17 protein-coding genes are annotated in these 17,543 nt (G+C 36.2%); 13 read left to right on the top strand and 4 right to left on the bottom strand.

Annotated features, from left to right (window positions below; genetic code table 11):
• Positions 1 to 7 precede the first annotated feature (7 nt).
• Together BALCAV_RS04420 and BALCAV_RS04415 are read left to right on the top strand one after the other, a co-directional pair.
• Positions 8 to 928: an NAD(P)/FAD-dependent oxidoreductase gene (locus BALCAV_RS04420; RefSeq protein WP_003323073.1), complete on the top strand. Its 921-nt coding sequence runs from the start codon at positions 8 to 10 to the stop codon at positions 926 to 928.
• On the top strand, positions 921 to 1,532 hold the full coding sequence (locus BALCAV_RS04415; RefSeq protein ID WP_003323075.1) for a class I SAM-dependent methyltransferase: 612 nt from the start codon (positions 921 to 923) through the stop codon (positions 1,530 to 1,532). The genes BALCAV_RS04420 and BALCAV_RS04415 overlap by 8 nt, the downstream gene beginning before the upstream one ends.
• Before the next feature lie 306 nt (positions 1,533 to 1,838).
• On the opposite strand, the gene BALCAV_RS21510 is transcribed toward BALCAV_RS04415, so the two are convergent.
• The gene (locus BALCAV_RS21510; RefSeq protein ID WP_081939211.1) at positions 1,839 to 2,027 is read right to left on the bottom strand and encodes an aminoglycoside 6-adenylyltransferase; all 189 of its coding nucleotides are present in this window, start codon (positions 2,025 to 2,027) and stop codon (positions 1,839 to 1,841) included.
• 199 nt (positions 2,028 to 2,226) lie between these two features.
• On the opposite strand from BALCAV_RS21510, the gene BALCAV_RS04410 reads away from it, so the two are divergent.
• The 7 genes from BALCAV_RS04410 to glpX all read left to right on the top strand — a co-directional run bounded on the left by BALCAV_RS04410 (position 2,227) and on the right by glpX (position 9,227).
• A complete protein-coding gene (locus BALCAV_RS04410) occupies positions 2,227 to 3,003 on the top strand; it encodes a DeoR/GlpR family DNA-binding transcription regulator (RefSeq protein ID WP_326938288.1) in 777 nt (258 codons plus the stop codon).
• Positions 3,004 to 3,338: 335 nt separating this feature from the next.
• Positions 3,339 to 4,427, top strand: coding sequence for an erythritol/L-threitol dehydrogenase (locus tag BALCAV_RS04405; protein ID WP_003323077.1), 1,089 nt, complete (start codon positions 3,339 to 3,341; stop codon positions 4,425 to 4,427).
• A gap of 78 nt (positions 4,428 to 4,505) precedes the next feature.
• Complete coding sequence (locus BALCAV_RS04400; protein ID WP_003323078.1) at positions 4,506 to 5,774, top strand: MFS transporter; 1,269 nt, start codon at positions 4,506 to 4,508, stop codon at positions 5,772 to 5,774.
• Positions 5,775 to 5,963: 189 nt separating this feature from the next.
• Positions 5,964 to 6,428, top strand: coding sequence for an RpiB/LacA/LacB family sugar-phosphate isomerase (locus tag BALCAV_RS04395; protein WP_003323079.1), 465 nt, complete (start codon positions 5,964 to 5,966; stop codon positions 6,426 to 6,428).
• Positions 6,428 to 7,432, top strand: a complete 1,005-nt coding sequence (locus BALCAV_RS04390) for a dihydroxyacetone kinase subunit DhaK (protein ID WP_003323080.1) — start codon at positions 6,428 to 6,430, stop codon at positions 7,430 to 7,432. The genes BALCAV_RS04395 and BALCAV_RS04390 overlap by 1 nt, the downstream gene beginning before the upstream one ends.
• 18 nt (positions 7,433 to 7,450) lie before the next feature.
• Entirely contained in the window at positions 7,451 to 8,098 is a 648-nt protein-coding gene (dhaL, locus tag BALCAV_RS04385) for a dihydroxyacetone kinase subunit DhaL (protein ID WP_003323081.1), read from the top strand.
• Between the two features lie 160 nt (positions 8,099 to 8,258).
• The gene (glpX, locus tag BALCAV_RS04380) at positions 8,259 to 9,227 is read left to right on the top strand and encodes a class II fructose-bisphosphatase (protein WP_040323585.1); all 969 of its coding nucleotides are present in this window, start codon (positions 8,259 to 8,261) and stop codon (positions 9,225 to 9,227) included.
• A gap of 263 nt (positions 9,228 to 9,490) precedes the next feature.
• Here the strand turns inward: glpX and BALCAV_RS04375 are convergent, their stop codons facing one another.
• Positions 9,491 to 10,414: a TPR end-of-group domain-containing protein gene (locus tag BALCAV_RS04375; RefSeq protein WP_003323987.1), complete on the bottom strand. Its 924-nt coding sequence runs from the start codon at positions 10,412 to 10,414 to the stop codon at positions 9,491 to 9,493.
• Between the two features lie 284 nt (positions 10,415 to 10,698).
• Between BALCAV_RS04375 and BALCAV_RS04370 the strand changes: the two genes are divergently transcribed.
• Positions 10,699 to 12,276, top strand: coding sequence for a tetratricopeptide repeat protein (locus BALCAV_RS04370; RefSeq protein WP_003323985.1), 1,578 nt, complete (start codon positions 10,699 to 10,701; stop codon positions 12,274 to 12,276).
• Between the two features lie 17 nt (positions 12,277 to 12,293).
• Entirely contained in the window at positions 12,294 to 12,596 is a 303-nt protein-coding gene (locus tag BALCAV_RS04365) for a hypothetical protein (protein ID WP_003323984.1), read from the top strand.
• Between the two features lie 64 nt (positions 12,597 to 12,660).
• Here the strand turns inward: BALCAV_RS04365 and BALCAV_RS04360 are convergent, their stop codons facing one another.
• Entirely contained in the window at positions 12,661 to 13,281 is a 621-nt protein-coding gene (locus BALCAV_RS04360) for an SdpI family protein (protein ID WP_003323983.1), read from the bottom strand.
• Positions 13,282 to 13,292: 11 nt separating this feature from the next.
• Positions 13,293 to 13,553, bottom strand: a complete 261-nt coding sequence (locus BALCAV_RS04355) for an autorepressor SdpR family transcription factor (protein WP_003323982.1) — start codon at positions 13,551 to 13,553, stop codon at positions 13,293 to 13,295.
• Positions 13,554 to 14,138: 585 nt separating this feature from the next.
• Here BALCAV_RS04355 and lysS point away from each other — a divergent pair.
• Both lysS and gntK read left to right on the top strand, forming a co-directional pair.
• Positions 14,139 to 15,698 carry a lysine--tRNA ligase gene (gene lysS / locus BALCAV_RS04350; protein WP_003323981.1) on the top strand — a complete coding sequence of 520 codons (1,560 nt, stop codon included), beginning with the start codon at positions 14,139 to 14,141 and terminating at the stop codon, positions 15,696 to 15,698.
• Between the two features lie 309 nt (positions 15,699 to 16,007).
• A complete protein-coding gene (gene gntK / locus BALCAV_RS04345; protein WP_040323595.1) occupies positions 16,008 to 17,543 on the top strand; it encodes a gluconokinase in 1,536 nt (511 codons plus the stop codon).

The raw sequence follows: 17,543 nt of genomic DNA, 5'->3' as shown, positions 1-17,543 counted from the left end.
GTATAAGATGATAGTAGATTGTGCTGTTATTGGTGGAGGACCGGCTGGGCTGAATGCTGCTTTAGTCCTTGGAAGATCAAGACGTAAAACTATCCTATTTGATGATAATAAACCGAGAAATGCGGTTACTTCGGAGTCTCACGGGTTTATCACAAGGGACGGCATACATCCCGAGGAACTTAAAAGGGTTGCCCAGGAAGAATTAAGCCGGTACCCGGACGTGAGGATTGAAAAGCAACGGGTGCATCTTATAAATAAAGAAAACAATTTATTCGAGGTGGAGACAGAAAATGGGGAAGTATACAGAGCGAGAAAAATCATTCTCGCAACTGGCTTTAAGGAAGTCCTTCCGGATATCCCGCAGGTGAAAGAGTTCTATGGGAAGAGCCTGTTTAGCTGTCCTTTCTGTGATGGCTGGGAATTAAGGGATCGACCGCTGGCAGTGATTGCAGATGATCATAAAGCGTTTCATATGGCAAAGCTGGTGTCGAACTGGACGAACGATTTAATTATTTTTACCAATGGCAGTAAAGTTCTTTCGTATGAAGAACAAGAATTGCTCAAAAGCAAAGGCATCAGAATTAATGAAAAGAAGATTGCCACTTTCATTGGTGAAGAAGGGATGTTGGAAAAAATCCAGTTTGAAGATGGAACAACAGTACTCCGTAAAGGAGGGTTTATATCTGCAGAATGGAAACAGGCAGCTTCTTTTGAATGTTCACTCGAATATACGTTTAACGAGCAAGGCGGGATTGCAACTGACAGCTGGCAACGCACGAATACGGAAGGGGTGTATGCTTGCGGAGATACACGAATGGCTGGCCCCTCCCAATTAATTATGGCGGCTGGGGAAGGCAGCATGGCTGCTATGGCTGTTAATGCAGCACTGATTGAAGAAAAATTTAACCAGGAGAAACGGCATGCTTAAACAGCTGCTTTATAAAAAGGAGGATATATATATGCATCGCTCACATTGTAAGAACAGTAATGGAAAAGTATCATACTTGGAAAGTCCTGAACGAAGAAAAGAATTCTCCTCGGAACAGCTGCTGAACATGATTCCTTTAAAAGAAACGGATAGCATATTAGACTTTGGTGCTGGAACCGGTTATTTTTCCATCCCTGCGGCAAAAAGGATTCTAGGCAACGTATACGCGCTAGATATCGACGCTGCTATGCTTGAAATAATAAATGAGAAAGCCATTAAGGAACAGCTCACGAATATTGTCCCTGTGCAGGGAAGTATGGTGGCACTTCCTTTACCTGATGCCTCTATCGATATGATTATTGCTTCTCTAGTACTGCATGAAATTCAGACACTGGCACCACTATTACAGCAAATGAAAAATGTACTTAAAAAAGGGGGCTATCTAATTTGTCTGGAACTTGAGCCAAAAGGAAGTTCTGAGAAAGCACCAAGAATTACAATGGAAGAAATGGAGCACGAAATGAAGGATATAGGATTCCAGATAACTGAGAAGTTTTTTCCTGCGGAGTCTCTATACATGCTCGTTGTGCAGAAAGTGGATTAAGCGATTAATTTTTTGTTAAATTACAGATATTAAGTGTCTCTAAAGTATCTAATTAACTATAAACCATAATATGTAGTTAATGAGTTCGATTCCTTGAGCGAGGATAACAGGGCAGACACGACAGATTGATATACTAGGGCTAATGTAAGGGTCCAATATCTATTTTCTTTTGAGGTAGATATACAAAACAGTGAAAATTTGAAAATGTAGAGAGCATTTTAGAATCAACAAAAAGAGAAGCCAATTAATCAAGTAAATCGGCTTCTCTTTTTGTTGTGATATCTCCTTTTCTGATAAAAAGCTAAATTAATAAACTTCTTTTGCATCAGCAGGTAAGGTACTTATATGTTTAAGATACTTTGTCATATTATCGTCGTCTTCCAGTGGGTAAGTAAAATTAAAGTGATTCGCGACATCTTGTGCTAGTTGCCTAAATAATTCACATGTTATAAAAATAGCCCGCCAAAAATCCTCATAATCTCCACTAGAATATATTACTAGGTGGAAGAATTACAAATAATGAAGTAAACATTCTGAAGAAAGTATGTGAGTATAGTTGCTATTATATCATTTGAATAGTTCGAAAACTATTGATTGTCATTGAATACCATCATTTCTTTTTCGTTTTGTAGTGATCTTAGTTGAAGAAATAGATATAATAAAATATTATAGAGATAACTAATATAATATAAGGATGATTGTTGTGTCGAAAATGTTTATGCATGAGCGTAGAAGTAAAATTTTGGATTACTTAAATAAAGAACAAAGGGTGACTGTAAAGGAGTTAGCTAAAAGGCTTAGCGTATCAGAGGCAACACTTAGAACGGACTTTAGTGATATGGAAAAGGAAGGTTTATTAAAAAGAACTCACGGTGGGGCGATAATTGGTCAGTTTGATGAAAAACAGTTTAGCTTTTCAAACCGTGAAAAGAAAAACAAGGAAGAAAAATCATTAATCAGTATAAAAGCAGAAAAGCTCATTTCTGCTAATCAATGTATTTTATTGGATGCTAGTTCAACGGCTTTAGAATTGGCAAAAAGATTAAAGGAAAATCCAAAAAGGTTAACGATTGTAACCAATGGGATTTATACCGCACTTGAATTAAGAGATGTTCCTGAATTTACTGTTATTCTCATAGGTGGCGTAATTAGAACAGGATCGGGTTCTTTAGAAAGTACAATTGATGCGGGACTATTAAGTAAAATTAATATTGATTTAATGTTTACCTCAGCTAGTGGTTTTGATTTCGAAAAGGGACTAACAGATTTTAATGTATATGAAGTTGAATTAAAGAAGGAAATGGTGAAAGCGTCTTCTAAAGTAATTGCCCTTTTGGATTATAGCAAGTTCGGCAAAAGTTCATTAGTCACTTTTGCAACTGTGGATGAAATTAGCACGATTATTACAGATGGCCAGCTATCAAATGAATATATTCAGCTTATGGAGAAGTCGGATATTAAACTTCTATAAAGCTAATAAAGATGTCTACTAGAGTATTTGAATATGTTGATGCTGTATTATGATTGATGTTAGTTAATGTAATGATGTAGTTTGCTGTCCTAATTACTTAGGGTGGCATTTTTTAATTTATTCAAAAAAGATAATAAAATCAAAAAAATAAATTGACTAATTAATAATGAAGGTACTATAATGATAAAAAACGAAAGTTAATTTGAAAGTAAACGAAAACAATAGAAAATAAAAGTGTTTTCAAATTATTTACTTTCAATAAAAAGGTCTTGTAGTCGTTTTTAGAGTGGTATTAAGGGATATCATAAATTTACTTTGTGGAGGAGATTTGTAATATGTGTGAAAATGCTAGCATTCCAGAAAAAATGAAAGCGGTTATAGCTTATGCACCTGGAGATTATCGATATGAAATTGTGGATGTTCCTTCGATTCATGAGGGAGAAATTTTAGTGAAAGTTGAGGCATGCGGGATTTGTGCCGGTGATATTAAGGCTTATGATGGAGCTCCTAGTTTCTGGGGAGATGAGAATCAACCAGCTTATATTAAAGCTCCTATGATTCCAGGACATGAATTTATTGGCCATGTTGTTGCACTAGGGGAAGGTGTAGAAGGATTTGAAGTGGGGGACAGAGTCATCTCTGAACAAATTGTTCCGTGCTGGGCTTGTCGTTTTTGTAAGCGTGGCCAGTATTGGATGTGTGAAAAGCATGATCTTTACGGGTTCCAAAATAATGTAAATGGGGCAATGGCAGAGTATATGAAATTTACTAAAGAAGCTATTAACTATAAAGTACCTGATGATTTACCAATTGAAAAAGCGATTCTGATTGAGCCATATGCTTGCTCAATGCACGCGGTTCAAAGAGCCAAAATTCAACTTGGTGATGTTGTCGTTCTTGCTGGTGCGGGAACTTTAGGGTTGGGGATGATTGGAGCGATTAAGAAATCTGGAGCAGGGAAATTAATCGTTCTTGATTTATTCGATGATCGTTTAGAACTTGCAAAGAAATTTGGAGCTGATATGGTCATTAATCCAGCAAAAGAAGATGTGGATGCTATTGTTAAAGGCTTGACTGAAGGATATGGCTGTGACATTTATATTGAAGCAACTGGTGCACAAAAATCTGTTGAACAAGGGTTATCAATGATTCGTAAATTAGGAACTTTTGTTGAGTTTAGTGTATTTAAAGAGCCTGTAACGGTTGATTGGAGTATTATTAGTGATCGTAAAGAACTTGATGTATTAGGTTCACATTTAGGACCCTATTGTTATGAGCCGGTTATTAAAGGAATTGAAAATGGAGATTTGCCAACAGAAGGTGTTGTCACACATCAATTACCTTTAGAGGAATTTGAAAAAGGGTTTAATTTAGTTAAACAAGGAAGGGATTCATTAAAAGTTATTTTAAATCCACATAACTAATTAACATTTTTAATTGAGAAGTAAGTGAATATTAACTTAGCTTACTTCTCAAACAACTAAATAAAGGTGGTCATGCATATGAATTCAGGAGGTTTATTAGGGAAAGCTGGCATGGATGGAAAAATGGCACTTGGTTATCTCGGTGTCATGATATTTATGGTAGGGGAAGGCCTTGAAATGGGTTGGCTTTCAGCTTATTTAATTGAAAGCGGTTTAACGGTTCAGCAATCGGCTCTTTTGTTTAGCATTTACGGGTTTGCGGTTGCGATTGCCGCATGGTTATCAGGGGTACTCGCTGAAATCTTAGGGGTGCGAAAAGCAATGCTAATTGGAGTAGCGATGTTTGCTACAGGTACAGTTATTTTCTTAACAGCAGGAATCCCATCAATGAACCTTGGTGTGATGATACCGACTTATTCGCTTCGTGGTTTAGGTTATCCATTATTTGCTTATTCCTTTTTAGTGTGGATTACTTACTATGCACCACAAGAAAAGCTAGGGACCGCAGTTGGGTGGTTTTGGGTATCTTTTGCTGGAGGATTAAATGTACTTGGAGCCTATTATTCTAGCTTTGCTTTGCCTTATTTAGGAGAAGTTAATACATTATGGAGTGCTTTAATATTCACATTACTTGGAACGACAATAGCTATTCTCTTAAACAATAATAAAAGTTCTTCTCAAAGTAAACAATTTAATACAAAAGCAGATGCGTTAAAATATGTGGCAAAAGGAGTGACAATCGCTTTTGAAAATCCGAAGATTGGTCTAGGTGGTATTGTTAGAACGATTAATACGGCAGCCGCTTATGGATTAGTCGTCTTCTTACCTACTTATATGATGGATCTTGGTTTCACTAGGACCGAATGGCTACAAATCTATGGAGCTTTATGGACAAGTAATGTTATATTCAACCTTATTTTTGGAATAGTCGGGGATAAATTGGGTTGGAGAAATACAATTATGTGGTTTGGTGGAGTCGGATGTAGTATCACTTTCTTAGCCTTATTTTATGTGCCGACATTTGTTGGAGCCAATTATTGGGCAACTACGTTTGCGGCAATTTTGTTTGGAGCTTGTTTAGCTGCTTATGTACCTTTATCTGCATTAATACCGTCCTTATCACCAGAAAATAAAGGGGCAGCAATGTCTATCTTAAATTTAGGGGCAGGCTTAAGTACATTTATTGGACCTGTTATAGTCGGTTTATTAATTGGAACGGTTGGAACTGCTGGAATTGTGTGGATTTTTGCTGGGTTACATTTATTTAGTGCCTTCCTAATGAAGTATGTTACGTTGCCTAAATCTGAGAATAAAGAAATAGCAGAAAGATTGAAAGCGGCACAATAAAATTAAAAGGATAACGTCACGTAACTTTAACATGGCGTTGTCCTTTTTAATTTAAAGTGAAAATAAATAAAATTAAATGAAAATAAACGATAAAAAATTATTGACTTACGAACGATAAAGTGAAAAAATAAACGTATAAATGAAAAGGGTTGTTTATTCAGACATAAAGATAGAAAGAGGAGATTCATAATGAAAATTGGTATTGGTTCTGATCATAATGCTTTTGAGATGAAAGAAAGTTTAAAGCTATATATGACTCAATTAGGCTATGAAGTTGTCGATTATGGTTGTCAGGATAATTGTAGTGAGATTGATTATCCACAAGTGGCATTTGATGTTGCTGGTGATATAATGGGTAACAGAATCGAGCGAGGAATTCTAGTATGTGGAACTGGCATCGGAGTGGCCATTGCAGCTGGTAAAGTACCAGGAATACGTGCGGCTTTATGTCATGATACTTATTCAGCTGAACGAGCTCGAGAAAGCAATGAAGCTCAAATTTTGACGATGGGTGCAAAAGTTATTGGGATAGAGCCAGCTAAACAAATTGTAAAGGTCTTTTTAGAATCAGGTTCCCCAAGTGATAATTCTGCTCGAAAGGTTAAACAGATTAATGATAAGGAACAGGAGTTCTTGAAAGGGGTAATTAAATAATGAAAAAGTTAATAAATAATCCAAATCATGTTGTAGATGAAATGATTTCAGGCTATATAAAAGCACATCCAAATCATGTCAAGCTTCTTGAAGAAAATAAACGTTCCATTGTAACAGCAAAACCAACTATTGAAGGTAAAGTAGGTGTTCTTATTGGCGGTGGTTCCGGTCACGAACCAGCATTTATGGGATATGTAGGAGATGGAATGGCAGATGCCGTCGCAGTAGGTAATATTTTCGCTTCTCCTCCCCCAGACCCAATTTTAGAAGCTACACGAGTGATTGATAAAGGAGAAGGTGTTTTATATATTTACGGAAATTATGCAGGGGATGTTATGAATTTTGGCATGGCTGCTGATTTGGCTGATTTAGAGTATGGTATTGAAGTCGGAACTGTTCTTGTAACCGATGATGTTGCCTCTGCTCCAATAGAAGAAAAAGAAAAGCGGAGAGGAATTGCAGGAGAATTTTTCATCACAAAAGTAGCCGGAGCTGCATCTGAAAAAGGCTATAAATTAAATGAACTTGTAAGTGTTGCTAATAAAGCAAACGATTACACTCGCTCCATGGGGGTTGGCTTAACACCATGTTCTCTCCCGCAAACAGGTCAACCGAGCTTTGAATTAGGTGAAGATGAAATGGAAATAGGGTTAGGGCATCATGGTGAACCTGGTGTAGAAAAGGGGAAGCTTCAAACAGCTGATGAAGTAACCGAGCGTTTAGTGCAGGATATTTTAACGGATATGCCGATTTCATCAGGGGAAAAGGTCGTAGTTTTAGTAAATGGTTTAGGATCAACGACAAAAATGGAATTATATATTATGTTTAACAAAGTAAACGAAATGTTAAAGGAAAAAGGGATTAACCTTCACCGATCTTATGTAGGCGACTATAGTACATCACTTGAAATGGGTGGTGCATCTGTGTCCATTATGAAATTAGATGATGAATTAGCAGAATTAATTGACCATTCAGCAGATTGTCCAATGTTTGTACAAAAGTAAATTTTAGGGGGAAGAAAGATGAATTTTTCAGCACAAGATCTTTTAGCCTATTTAAAAAATGTGGTTCATGTAATGGAAGAAAACAAAGATTATTTATGTGAGCTTGACCGTAAACTTGGAGATGGGGACCATGGGGTGACGATGTCAATTGGCTGGCAAGCAGTAAATGAAAAGCTAGAACATGAGTTAAAGGAAGAAAGTGATTGTTCCCGTATTTGTATTACGACTGGGCGTACATTCTTAAGTGCAGTTGGCTCTTCCGTTGGTCCATTATACGCGACAGGCTTTTTAAAGGGAGCAAAGGCGATTCAAAATAAATCTGAACTAACAGAAGAAGATTTAAAAAACTTCTGGATTGAATTTATTAAAGGAATTAAAGAGCGTGGTCAAGCCGAAGTAGGAGATAAGACAATGGTTGACACATTGCATCCTGCTTTAGAAAGCTTATCTGCTTATGAAAACAATATGTCTTTTGTTGAATATTTTACAAAAACCGTCCTTTCGGCTAAACAAGGTATGGAGTCTACAAAGGATTTATTATCAAAAAGAGGTCGTTCTAGTCGTTTAGGTGAACGCTCTATCGGAAATCAAGATCCTGGTGCTACTTCTGCCTATTTAATGCTTGAAACATTTCTACAAACTTTAAAAACTAGTCAAGTAGCATAGTAGATGGCTGACAAATTATAGGCTCCTTCATTAAGATGGAGCCTATATTAATCATAAGACTTTTTCCTCGATGTGATTTTAGAGGAAGGGATAATTTATAATTAATAATGTATAAAAATAAAATAATTTGTATTAATATTCTTGGTTGAGGAGGTAAGTCATGAATATTGAAACGCCGATATTAACGGAAAAAGATTTAAAAAAAATTGCTCTTGAGTTTGTTACTGTCTCACAAAAAGCAGCGGTGGCATCGTATCCATGGATTGGCAGGAAGCAAAAAAATGAGGCAGATGGTGCTGGAACAGAAGCGATGCGCTCACAAATGAATACGATCGATATGAATGCCAAAATTGTCATTGGAGAAGGAGAAATGGATGAGGCACCGATGCTCTATATTGGCGAGGAGCTTGGGAGTGGCCGTGGTCCGTATTTAGATATAGCTGTTGATCCAGTTGAAGGAACGACACCAATGTCAAAGGGACAAGAAAATTCGTTAACGGTCATTGCAGGAGGACCAAGAGGGAGCTTACTTCATGCACCAGATATGTATATGAGAAAAATGGCTGTTGGACCTAAAGCAAAGGGTTATATTGATTTAAATAAGTCATTAACAGACAATATGCACTCCGTTGCGAAGGCACTAGGTAAAGAAGTGAAGGAATTAACGGTCATGATTCAGGACAGACCGAGACATGAGGAACTAATAAATGAGGTTTTAAATTTAGGGGCAAGAATTAAATTATTTCATGATGTAGATATTCCTGGGGCGATTGCGACGGCTTTTGATCGGTATGAAATTGATATGCTCGTAGGTATTGGAGGAGCTCCTGAAGGGGTGATTGCCGCCACAGCTTTAAAATGTTTGGGGGGAGATTTTCAAGGACAGCTTATTCCATACAATGAAGAAGAAAAAGAGAGATGTAAAAAAATGGGCATTGATCATCCAGGTAAAGTTTTTGCATTGAATGAAATTGTACAATCCGATAAATGCTTTTTTGTTGCAACTGGGATTACGGACGGTTTGTTATTAAATGGAATAAAGAAGACGTCGGCTCGATTTGAATCTCATTCAATTATTACGGTTGGTGGAGATAACCGCTTTTTTCAATTTATAAAATCCAATTATTAAGGAAAGTTTTTGTAATGGATTATATTACAATCAGTTGCACTACGAAGTGATTAGAGAAAATGGGTTTACTGTTGAGAAAGTTGTGACAAAGGTTAAAAAGCTTTTATATAGAAAAAAGAATACTAGAATTGAATTAAAACTAGCGAATGAAAGGAATTTCAGCTCGCTAGTTTTTTCGTGAAGGCGTCATTGGACTGTTCAAGTCCCTATTAATAAGTGCAACTAAAAGTAATCTAAAAATATTTTATAAAAACATCTCTGTGCTAAGCCAATTGTTTTAAAGCAATAGACAACAAACTAGTAAAATCATCAGGGAAAAAGTGCCCAAGCCCTTGCTTCACAATAAATTGGCAATCGATTTGATAAGCTTCAAAAAGGGTTATTAATTGTAAGGTGTTTTGGTAAAAAGGATCTTCGTCCCCGGTAATGATGTAACCCTTAATATTTGTAGGGAGAGTTGATTTAATCAAGGTTTCAAAATAGTCGACATCTTTGATGGCTGGAATAACAGCAATGAATTTGTTTACCTTTGGAAAAGTTTGTTTGAGTACAAGTTCAATCGCTAAGTGACCACCATGGGATGCACCGGCAAAAACTTGGTTTGGATGCTTATATTCTTGATCAAATTTTTCGTAAAAATAGGTAATGTCATTTAGGGAAGTTACATGGTTATCCCATGAATAAGAGTTGTAACTAAAGATTTGAGAGGATTGTAGAAAGCCAAAATGATAGTTTTCTGTTTTTTCATCTAGCCAGTATGGGGCAAAGTCTTGATTGCTTGAACCACGCCAATGAAGCGTAAAGATGCCGGTATTAGATTCAGGGTTACCATATGTGTTCCATTTTGCAGTAGCTGCTAATTTTTCGGTCTCATAAATATCTTCACATTTGGTTAAAAGTTCTTGGAATTTTTTTTCGTCTTGGAGATTATGTAAATCAGGGTCATTAGTTAAAAGGTTTGGGTTCCACCAAATCTCTTTTTCTAGCCCTTGATAAAAAGTTGAGATTGCTTCGTCCGTTTTTTGTTGTAAGGAGTAGGCACAAGCTGTCCAAAAGAGGGTTTTGTCTAATCGCGTTGGGAAAGAAGTTTGTACTTTATCGATATACCGATGAATTTCCTCAAAGTTTTTAGTCGCAAAGAGAGTAAACATTTCCTTCTGTAGCTTAATAAATTCTACATTTGACATGCGATTGCACCTCTTCTCTTTTTTAAAGATTATATCATAAGGTTATGAGTTGAATTGTTGAAAAAGTTCGAAATTTCATATGCGTGATGCTGCTTTTGTAGTATATTTTTGGAAAGGAACTATTTTTAGTAGAGGTGGATATAAATGATTCCGTTATTTGAATATAATTGGTAAATTAAGAGTCGACTGGTTTCGATAGTATCAGTTAGGACTAGGTAAAAAGAGGGATAAGAGCGTCTTTGTCGAATGGAATTAAGTAAGAGAATTTTAAAGGGGATTAGACGTTGCATCCATTTTTAAAAAGTACTGGTTGGTTTGTTTTAGCGGTCATTTTAAGTATTGTGCTTTGGGTTATTTTAAGTTTTTTTGTTCATTATGATGTACTGCTTTTTTTCGGTGAGCTGGTTAGTAGTTTAGCTTTATTTGTCGTTATTTTTGCCTTAATTGGTTTTTTTCGATTACCCTTTCATCCGATAAAGAGATGGTATAACAATCTATATCTATTATTATTTACGGCTATTTTTATCGGAGTGAGTATGCTGTTTATAGGGTTGCAAGGGGCATTGAATGACCTGTATGAACAGCAATATGGTCGAACAGAGGTAGCTGGGCCAGCAGAGAGAATCGCATTAGTCCAAGATTATCTTTATATTATAAGTGGTGATTGGCATGATGATAGCTATTTAGATTTTCCGAAGATTACTAATGGTAAATTCACTTATTATTATAATATGGATTTAGCTCGTGCTGAGGAAGCTATTGCCGATTTTGAAGCAATGGTTGACGCTCGTAAAGGGGAGTGGGAGGACTATTTTGGTGAACAGTATCATTCTCCTGTATCAGTTGTATTTTATGAGCACCCCTATCAGTTACCATATGAGGACTCGAATGCTTATGGAGTCTATCAACCTTATTCCGAATCTATTCACGTGCCGATTAAAACAAATGTTGACGAAGAGTTTTATGAACGCATTTTAGCACATGAGTATATCCATCATCTCTACTTTTCATTTGATGATGGAGTTTATGCGCCTGATTGGTTAATAGAAGGGGTTAGTGTTGCTTTAGAGAGGGAGGAAAAAAAGATTGAGTTTGATCCTCGATTTCAAGTGGCTGAGTTTGACGCTTTTAATTATGAGCAAGGGTGGGACGAGCATTTAGTCGTTCCTTATGACATTTATGGGCAAAGTGGAGCTTTATTAAATACATTGTTTGAAACGGTAGGCAATGATTTTTTAGTCCTATTATATGATGAAATGCTTGAAAAGGATGTAGAGGAAGCTTTTGAAATAGTTGTTGGTCAACCATTAAAAAGCTATGCAGAAGAGTTTTTTGAGGCTTATCGCTTTGCGAATGAATGGCTTTTTGCTCATCAAGCAGACTTTACTGCGGAGGAAAAGATCGAGAAATTAGAAAAAATCATCAAGACAATTCCGAATGCGGTCCAAGCTTACCAGCAATTAGGAGCGATTTATTTAGAAGAAAGCCAACCGGATTTAGCAGTCGCTGCATATGAAAAAGCCTTGGAATTAGATCCGAACAATTTACATCGTTATTATTATCTATCAAGTGCTTACCTTGTGATCGATTTAGAGCAAGCGATTAACATAATGGCAGAAGGGCTCGATTCTTTTGAGCATAATCAATATCAATCGTATCTTGAGTTAATAAGAAATATCGCGGCTGATTATGATGAGGAGAATCCATATCGAGCGTACTATCGTTTTATTCAAAGCGGCTTTTTTTCAAGTGAAAAAGATATGAAATGGTTAATTCAAGCACTTATCGATCAATATGATGACATTTATACTAATGACCGAGAGCAATTAGAAATTTTGTTAGAAGAATTAAGCGGGGAGTAAGAGAGGTGTAGTTAAGGATGTATGAGACTTTTGGAACTTTTGATTTATTTCGGCCAGTTTATATTGTTATATCATTCATTGTTATTCTAAACTTTCTATATTTAGTATTCGGACAAAAAAAGTGGAAAGGCACTTATGTGATTTTAATAAATTCTGTTTTAACGGTTTTGATTGCTGCGATATTGTTGTTTCAACAAGGGATTATTGTGGATGAATTTAACCTTTCTGGAGATCCGATTACCTTTATGATTACAGTGGTGTTAGGTTTAATTGTACTCGTGAAAGTTTTTCTGACATTTAAAATAGAAGAGAATGAGTAGGTGAAGATTATAGTCAATGTTAAGAATCGAGTGGCAAAAAACCACTCGATTTTATGATCAACTATTATGCTTTTATATTTCGGTAAATGATGTAAGAAGCTAGAGTGGCGATAAAGGCTGCTGTAAGAATTAAAATCAAGCTAATCATCGCAATTTCTTTAGGAGTAATAAATGATAACGAGACAATAAGTATACCAACAAAAAATAATAGTTTTCCACTGAATCGATTTGCTTTGAGCCAGACTCGTTCATCCTTTAAAGTCCATGGAGTTCGAAGTCCAAATAGAAAGTTCGTTTTTGATTTTGGCATAAAATTAGCAATTAAAAGGGTAACGGAGCCAATAAGAATTCCGATAAAGAAGTTTTGGTTTAAGGACCACCCTAATCCCGAAGCTAAAAAGAGCAATTGCAAGATTAATAATAATATGAGCATCCCATTATCAATAAATAGTAAGGTTTTTTGATTACGAATCCCCTTATGACCTTTAAGTAATAAAGAGATTGTGACATGTGTAAAAGCCATTAAAGTTGGAAAGAACAGCAACATAAATAATTTGTGAACTTCATTGCCAAATCCGTTTAGCCCCCAATGAAGTGGAACTTGCTCAGGAAGATTAGGGTAAGCGATAAAACCAATAATGAGCGTGACCAAAATCATCGTAACTTGAATAAAGTACTTCTTCATAAAACCACTCCTCAATTTTTTTCGCGAAAATGTAAAACCCAATGAATAATATCTTGAAAGACACTTGTATTGATTGAGTAATAAATATGTTGACCTTTTCGCTCGGCCACGACCAAATCAGCGCTTTTTAACAAACTTAAATGGTGGGAAATGCTAGGTTTGCTAATAGTAAAGTGCTCGTAAATTTGACCTGCTGTTAAATCTTGCTCTTTTAAAAGTTCCAAAATCTTTCGCCTTGTCGGATCTGCTAAAATTTTAAATACGTCATTCATTGCTTTCGCCACCTAAAAAAGATTGTAAAATTAGATATTTAGATAATTATCTAAATACAATTATATACAATTTTTATGATGTAAGCAACATCATGATGAAAAATGTTCTTTGATAGTTATGAGCATTAAATTATCGATCTGATTAAAATGAGCTCTATTGGAAGTTTTTGATTATTGTTAAATAGGTATCCTTAAAAAAAACTTGAAATTAATCTGGAATTCTGGTAATTTATTCATAATATTATTGGCTATGACGAGACGAGTAGATAAGAAGGAAAACGACAGAGACCCTCGGTTGCTGAGAAGAGGGGTGGGAATTCTTATTTGAAAAAATCCTCTGAGCTTCGTATGGAACTATACTTTTAAAGTTTAGGGATGTTACGACGGTCTCCCACGTTATCGGGATAGGGTATCGCAAATAAAGCCGTACCTGATAAGGCTTATTGAGCGATCAATAAGTAAACTGAGGTGGTACCGCGAAATCTGAACTCTCGCCCTCAAGATGAAAATCTTGGGTGGTGAGAGTTTTTTATTTTGTAAAAGTTGAAGAGGAAAGAGTGTAAAAAATGAGCTGAGGTGATGATAATGCATTGGGCGTATAAAATAGCAGAAAGATTAATCGAAAAGTATCCAGAGAAAGAGGTATTTACTTGTGCTTCCGGCATTAGTCCGTCTGGACCTGTTCATATCGGGAATTTTAGGGAAGTAGTAACGACTTATTTTGTTGTAAAAGCATTAGAGAGCTATGGTAAAAAAACGAGGTTTATTTTTTCTTGGGATGATTTTGACCGCTTTCGAAAAGTTCCACAAAATGTACCAGCTTCTTATGAAAAATATATTGGACTTCCTTATTCAGACGTTCCTGACCCTTTAGGAAAGAGCACCTACGCCGAATACTTCCAGTGGCAGTTCGAGCATTCTTTAACAAGGTTTGATATTGATCCGGAGTTTATTTACCAAACGGAGCAATATCGTTCTGGCCGTTATGAAAGTTATATTTGGTTAGCAGTAGAAAAAAGACGAGAAATTTATGATATTTTAATGCAATTTAAAACGGGTGAACAAAAAGAAGAGGAAAGGGAGGAGTTTTATCCAATTACTCTTTATTGTGAGGATTGTGGTAAGGATTCAACTGATATTCAAATGGTTGTTTTGGAGAGAAGAGAAGTTGTTTATCGTTGTGTTTGTACCCGGAATCAAAGAAAGATACTATCAAACCGTCATCAAATAAAGCTAAATTGGAAAGTGGATTGGGCGATGCGTTGGAAACTGGAAGATGTCGTATTTGAACCAGGAGGGAGGGATCATTCTTCTGAGACGGGGAGTTATAACGTCTCAAAAGTTATAGCTAAAGAGATTTTTCAATATGAAGCTCCTGATTACGCAGCCTATGATTTTATTCGTTTAAAAGGAGCAGATGTTAAAATGTCTAGCTCAGCTGGAAATGTGCTAACACTTGATGATTTGTTCAAAATTTATTCGCCAGAGTTAATTTTGTTCTTATTTGCTAAATATCAGCCAGAGATGTCTTTTCATATTGGACTGGATGAAGATGTTTTAAGAAATTATGTTGAATTTGACAGGTATCAATTGGCATTTAATAAAGGTCAACTAAAGGATGACTTTATCATTTCTGCATTAAAGTTGGCTTGTGCTAAAGTGCACACAAAAGAGCCAAGCTTTAATCAAATCGCAGGGATTTACCCACTTGTTCATTTTCAATTGGACGCTTTGCAGCGAGTGTTAAATACAGCTGATGAGAAATACTCGTTAGATGAATTACGAATGGTGAGTGATCGGGTTGAGGAATGGGTAAAAAAATATAATAAGCACCGTGTAATCAATGTGAATGAACAGCCGAATCAAACGTATTATGCTTCTTTGCCTAGGCAAGAGCAAGAACACTTACAAAAATTTGTTGATTTAATCAAAGGTGATATTGAACTACCTGCTGAGGCACTTATGACTCACATTTATGCGATATGTGCTCAAGAGGACAAAAAAGAAATGAAAGCAAATCAAAAAGCATTATTCCAAAACATTTACAAACTTTTATTAAATGAGAAAAGTGGACCACGGTTGTCACTTTTAATAAGTGCCCTAGGCATAAAGAAGGTGGTCGAATTAATCGACTTTCGCAGGTGAGATAGGCTGTTAAAAAAGTTAGGAGAGCGGATAGAATCAATATCAAGATAGATTTTATAGAAGTAAAAAAATAAGGGAGAGACATGGATTAGCATGTCCTCCTAATTTATCATTTAATTAAAAATAGTAGAATTTTTTGTTGGGAAGACGTATAATAATTCGCTATAGGAGTTAGGTGATCCGATCTCTTGCATAGTAGATATTCGGGTTGATTATATAAGAAAAGTAAGCGTTTTTTTACGTGTTGAAAAGTCTGTGTGATGGAAAATATTAGAGGGTGAGGCGAGAGTAGTGGACAAACATAAATATATGATGGGCCTTGACATAGGTACGACAAGTACAAAAGCTGTTTTATTTCGAGAAACAGGTGAAATTATTGCCCAGGAAAACAATGGGTATGAGTTATATACTCCTAACAGTGCTACGGCTGAGCAGGATCCAGATGATATTTTACATGCTGTTCTTTTGTCAATTAAGGGAGTAATGAAAAAGTCAAAAATCACTCCTGAAGATTTATCGTTTATTTCTTTTAGTAGTGCCATGCATGCTGTCATTGCAATCGATGAAAACGATCAACCTTTAACAAATTGTATTACTTGGGCTGATAACCGAAGTGAGGGCTGGACGCGGAAAATTAAAGAGGAAATGAATGGTCATGAAATTTATCTGCGGACAGGGACACCAATTCATCCAATGTCACCTTTAAGTAAAATTACATGGCTAACGAATGACCGTCCAGATATCTCCTTAAAAGCAAAAAAATATATAGGTATAAAAGAGTATGTCTTTTTGAAACTATTTAATCAATATGTTGTCGATTATTCTATTGCTTCAGCCATGGGTTTATTTAATTTAGAGAAATTAGATTGGGATGAAGAAGCCCTTGAAGTTGCGGGAATAACCGCGGACCAATTATCAAAATTGGTACCGACAACGGAGAGTTTAACTGGTTGTGATCAAGAGTTGGCTCGTGAGATGGGGATTTTACATACAACACCTTTTATCATTGGGGCGAGTGATGGCGTTTTATCTAATATCGGTGTTAACGCAATTAAAGAAGGCGAAGTGGCGATTACAATTGGAACTAGTGGAGCGATTCGTACCGTCATTCCTAAACCTAAAACCGATCCAAAAGGTCGAACGTTCTGTTATGCCTTAACCAATGATCATTGGGTGATTGGGGGACCAGTCAATAATGGCGGTATGGTGTTACGATGGATTCGAGATGAGTTTGCGGCGAGTGAAGTAGAAACAGCGAAACGATTAGGGATTGATCCGTATGAGGTGCTGACAAGAATTGCTAGTCGGGTTCGACCAGGTTCAAACGGTTTACTTTTTCACCCGTTTTTAGCAGGTGAACGTGCACCACTTTGGAATCCTGATGTACGTGGTTCCTTTTTCGGCCTGACTCTCAGTCATAAAAAAGAAGATATGATTCGTGCTGCTCTTGAAGGCGTTATTTTTAATTTATACACGGTCTTTTTAGCTTTAATGGAAGCGATGGATTCAAAGGTAACAAGCATAAAAGCAACAGGAGGGTTTGCTCGTTCTGAAATATGGAGACAGATGATGGCGGATATTTTTGATCAAAAGGTTTTAGTTCCTGAAAGTTATGAATCATCGTGTTTAGGTGCTTGTATATTAGGCTTATATGGTTTAGGTAAAGTCGATAGTCTTGATGTTGTAGAAGAGTTGGTTGGTCATTCATTTGAGCATCAGCCAAAACGAGAACATGTTGAGGAATATAGAGAATTAATTCCAATATTTATCAATCTATCTCGCACATTAGAATCGGAATATACACAAATTGCCCGTTATCAACGAAAAATTGAAGAAGATAAATAA

Origin of the sequence: Alkalihalobacillus alcalophilus ATCC 27647 = CGMCC 1.3604 (assembly GCF_000292245.2) — a bacterium.
In the GTDB taxonomy this organism is placed as follows: domain Bacteria; phylum Bacillota; class Bacilli; order Bacillales; family Bacillaceae_D; genus Alkalihalobacillus; species Alkalihalobacillus alcalophilus.
The sequence above is the reverse complement of the archived record's forward strand: the minus strand, read 5'-3'. Positions and strand labels throughout refer to the sequence as shown.

Bases quoted from the DNA above. Each gene is read 5' to 3' on its own strand.
- gntK (WP_040323595.1), top strand. From the start codon at position 16,008: ATGATGGGCCTTGACATAGGTACGACAAGTACAAAAGCTGTTTTATTT.
- BALCAV_RS04415 (WP_003323075.1), top strand. From the start codon at position 921: ATGCTTAAACAGCTGCTTTATAAAAAGGAGGATATATATATGCATCGC.
- BALCAV_RS04360 (WP_003323983.1), bottom strand. From the start codon at position 13,281: ATGAAGAAGTACTTTATTCAAGTTACGATGATTTTGGTCACGCTCATT.
- lysS (WP_003323981.1), top strand. From the start codon at position 14,139: ATGCATTGGGCGTATAAAATAGCAGAAAGATTAATCGAAAAGTATCCA.
- BALCAV_RS04355 (WP_003323982.1), bottom strand. From the start codon at position 13,553: ATGAATGACGTATTTAAAATTTTAGCAGATCCGACAAGGCGAAAGATT.
- BALCAV_RS04365 (WP_003323984.1), top strand. From the start codon at position 12,294: ATGTATGAGACTTTTGGAACTTTTGATTTATTTCGGCCAGTTTATATT.
- BALCAV_RS04405 (WP_003323077.1), top strand. From the start codon at position 3,339: ATGTGTGAAAATGCTAGCATTCCAGAAAAAATGAAAGCGGTTATAGCT.
- BALCAV_RS04375 (WP_003323987.1), bottom strand. From the start codon at position 10,414: ATGTCAAATGTAGAATTTATTAAGCTACAGAAGGAAATGTTTACTCTC.
- glpX (WP_040323585.1), top strand. From the start codon at position 8,259: ATGAATATTGAAACGCCGATATTAACGGAAAAAGATTTAAAAAAAATT.
- BALCAV_RS04420 (WP_003323073.1), top strand. From the start codon at position 8: ATGATAGTAGATTGTGCTGTTATTGGTGGAGGACCGGCTGGGCTGAAT.
- BALCAV_RS04410 (WP_326938288.1), top strand. From the start codon at position 2,227: ATGATTGTTGTGTCGAAAATGTTTATGCATGAGCGTAGAAGTAAAATT.
- dhaL (WP_003323081.1), top strand. From the start codon at position 7,451: ATGAATTTTTCAGCACAAGATCTTTTAGCCTATTTAAAAAATGTGGTT.
- BALCAV_RS04400 (WP_003323078.1), top strand. From the start codon at position 4,506: ATGAATTCAGGAGGTTTATTAGGGAAAGCTGGCATGGATGGAAAAATG.
- BALCAV_RS04390 (WP_003323080.1), top strand. From the start codon at position 6,428: ATGAAAAAGTTAATAAATAATCCAAATCATGTTGTAGATGAAATGATT.
- BALCAV_RS04395 (WP_003323079.1), top strand. From the start codon at position 5,964: ATGAAAATTGGTATTGGTTCTGATCATAATGCTTTTGAGATGAAAGAA.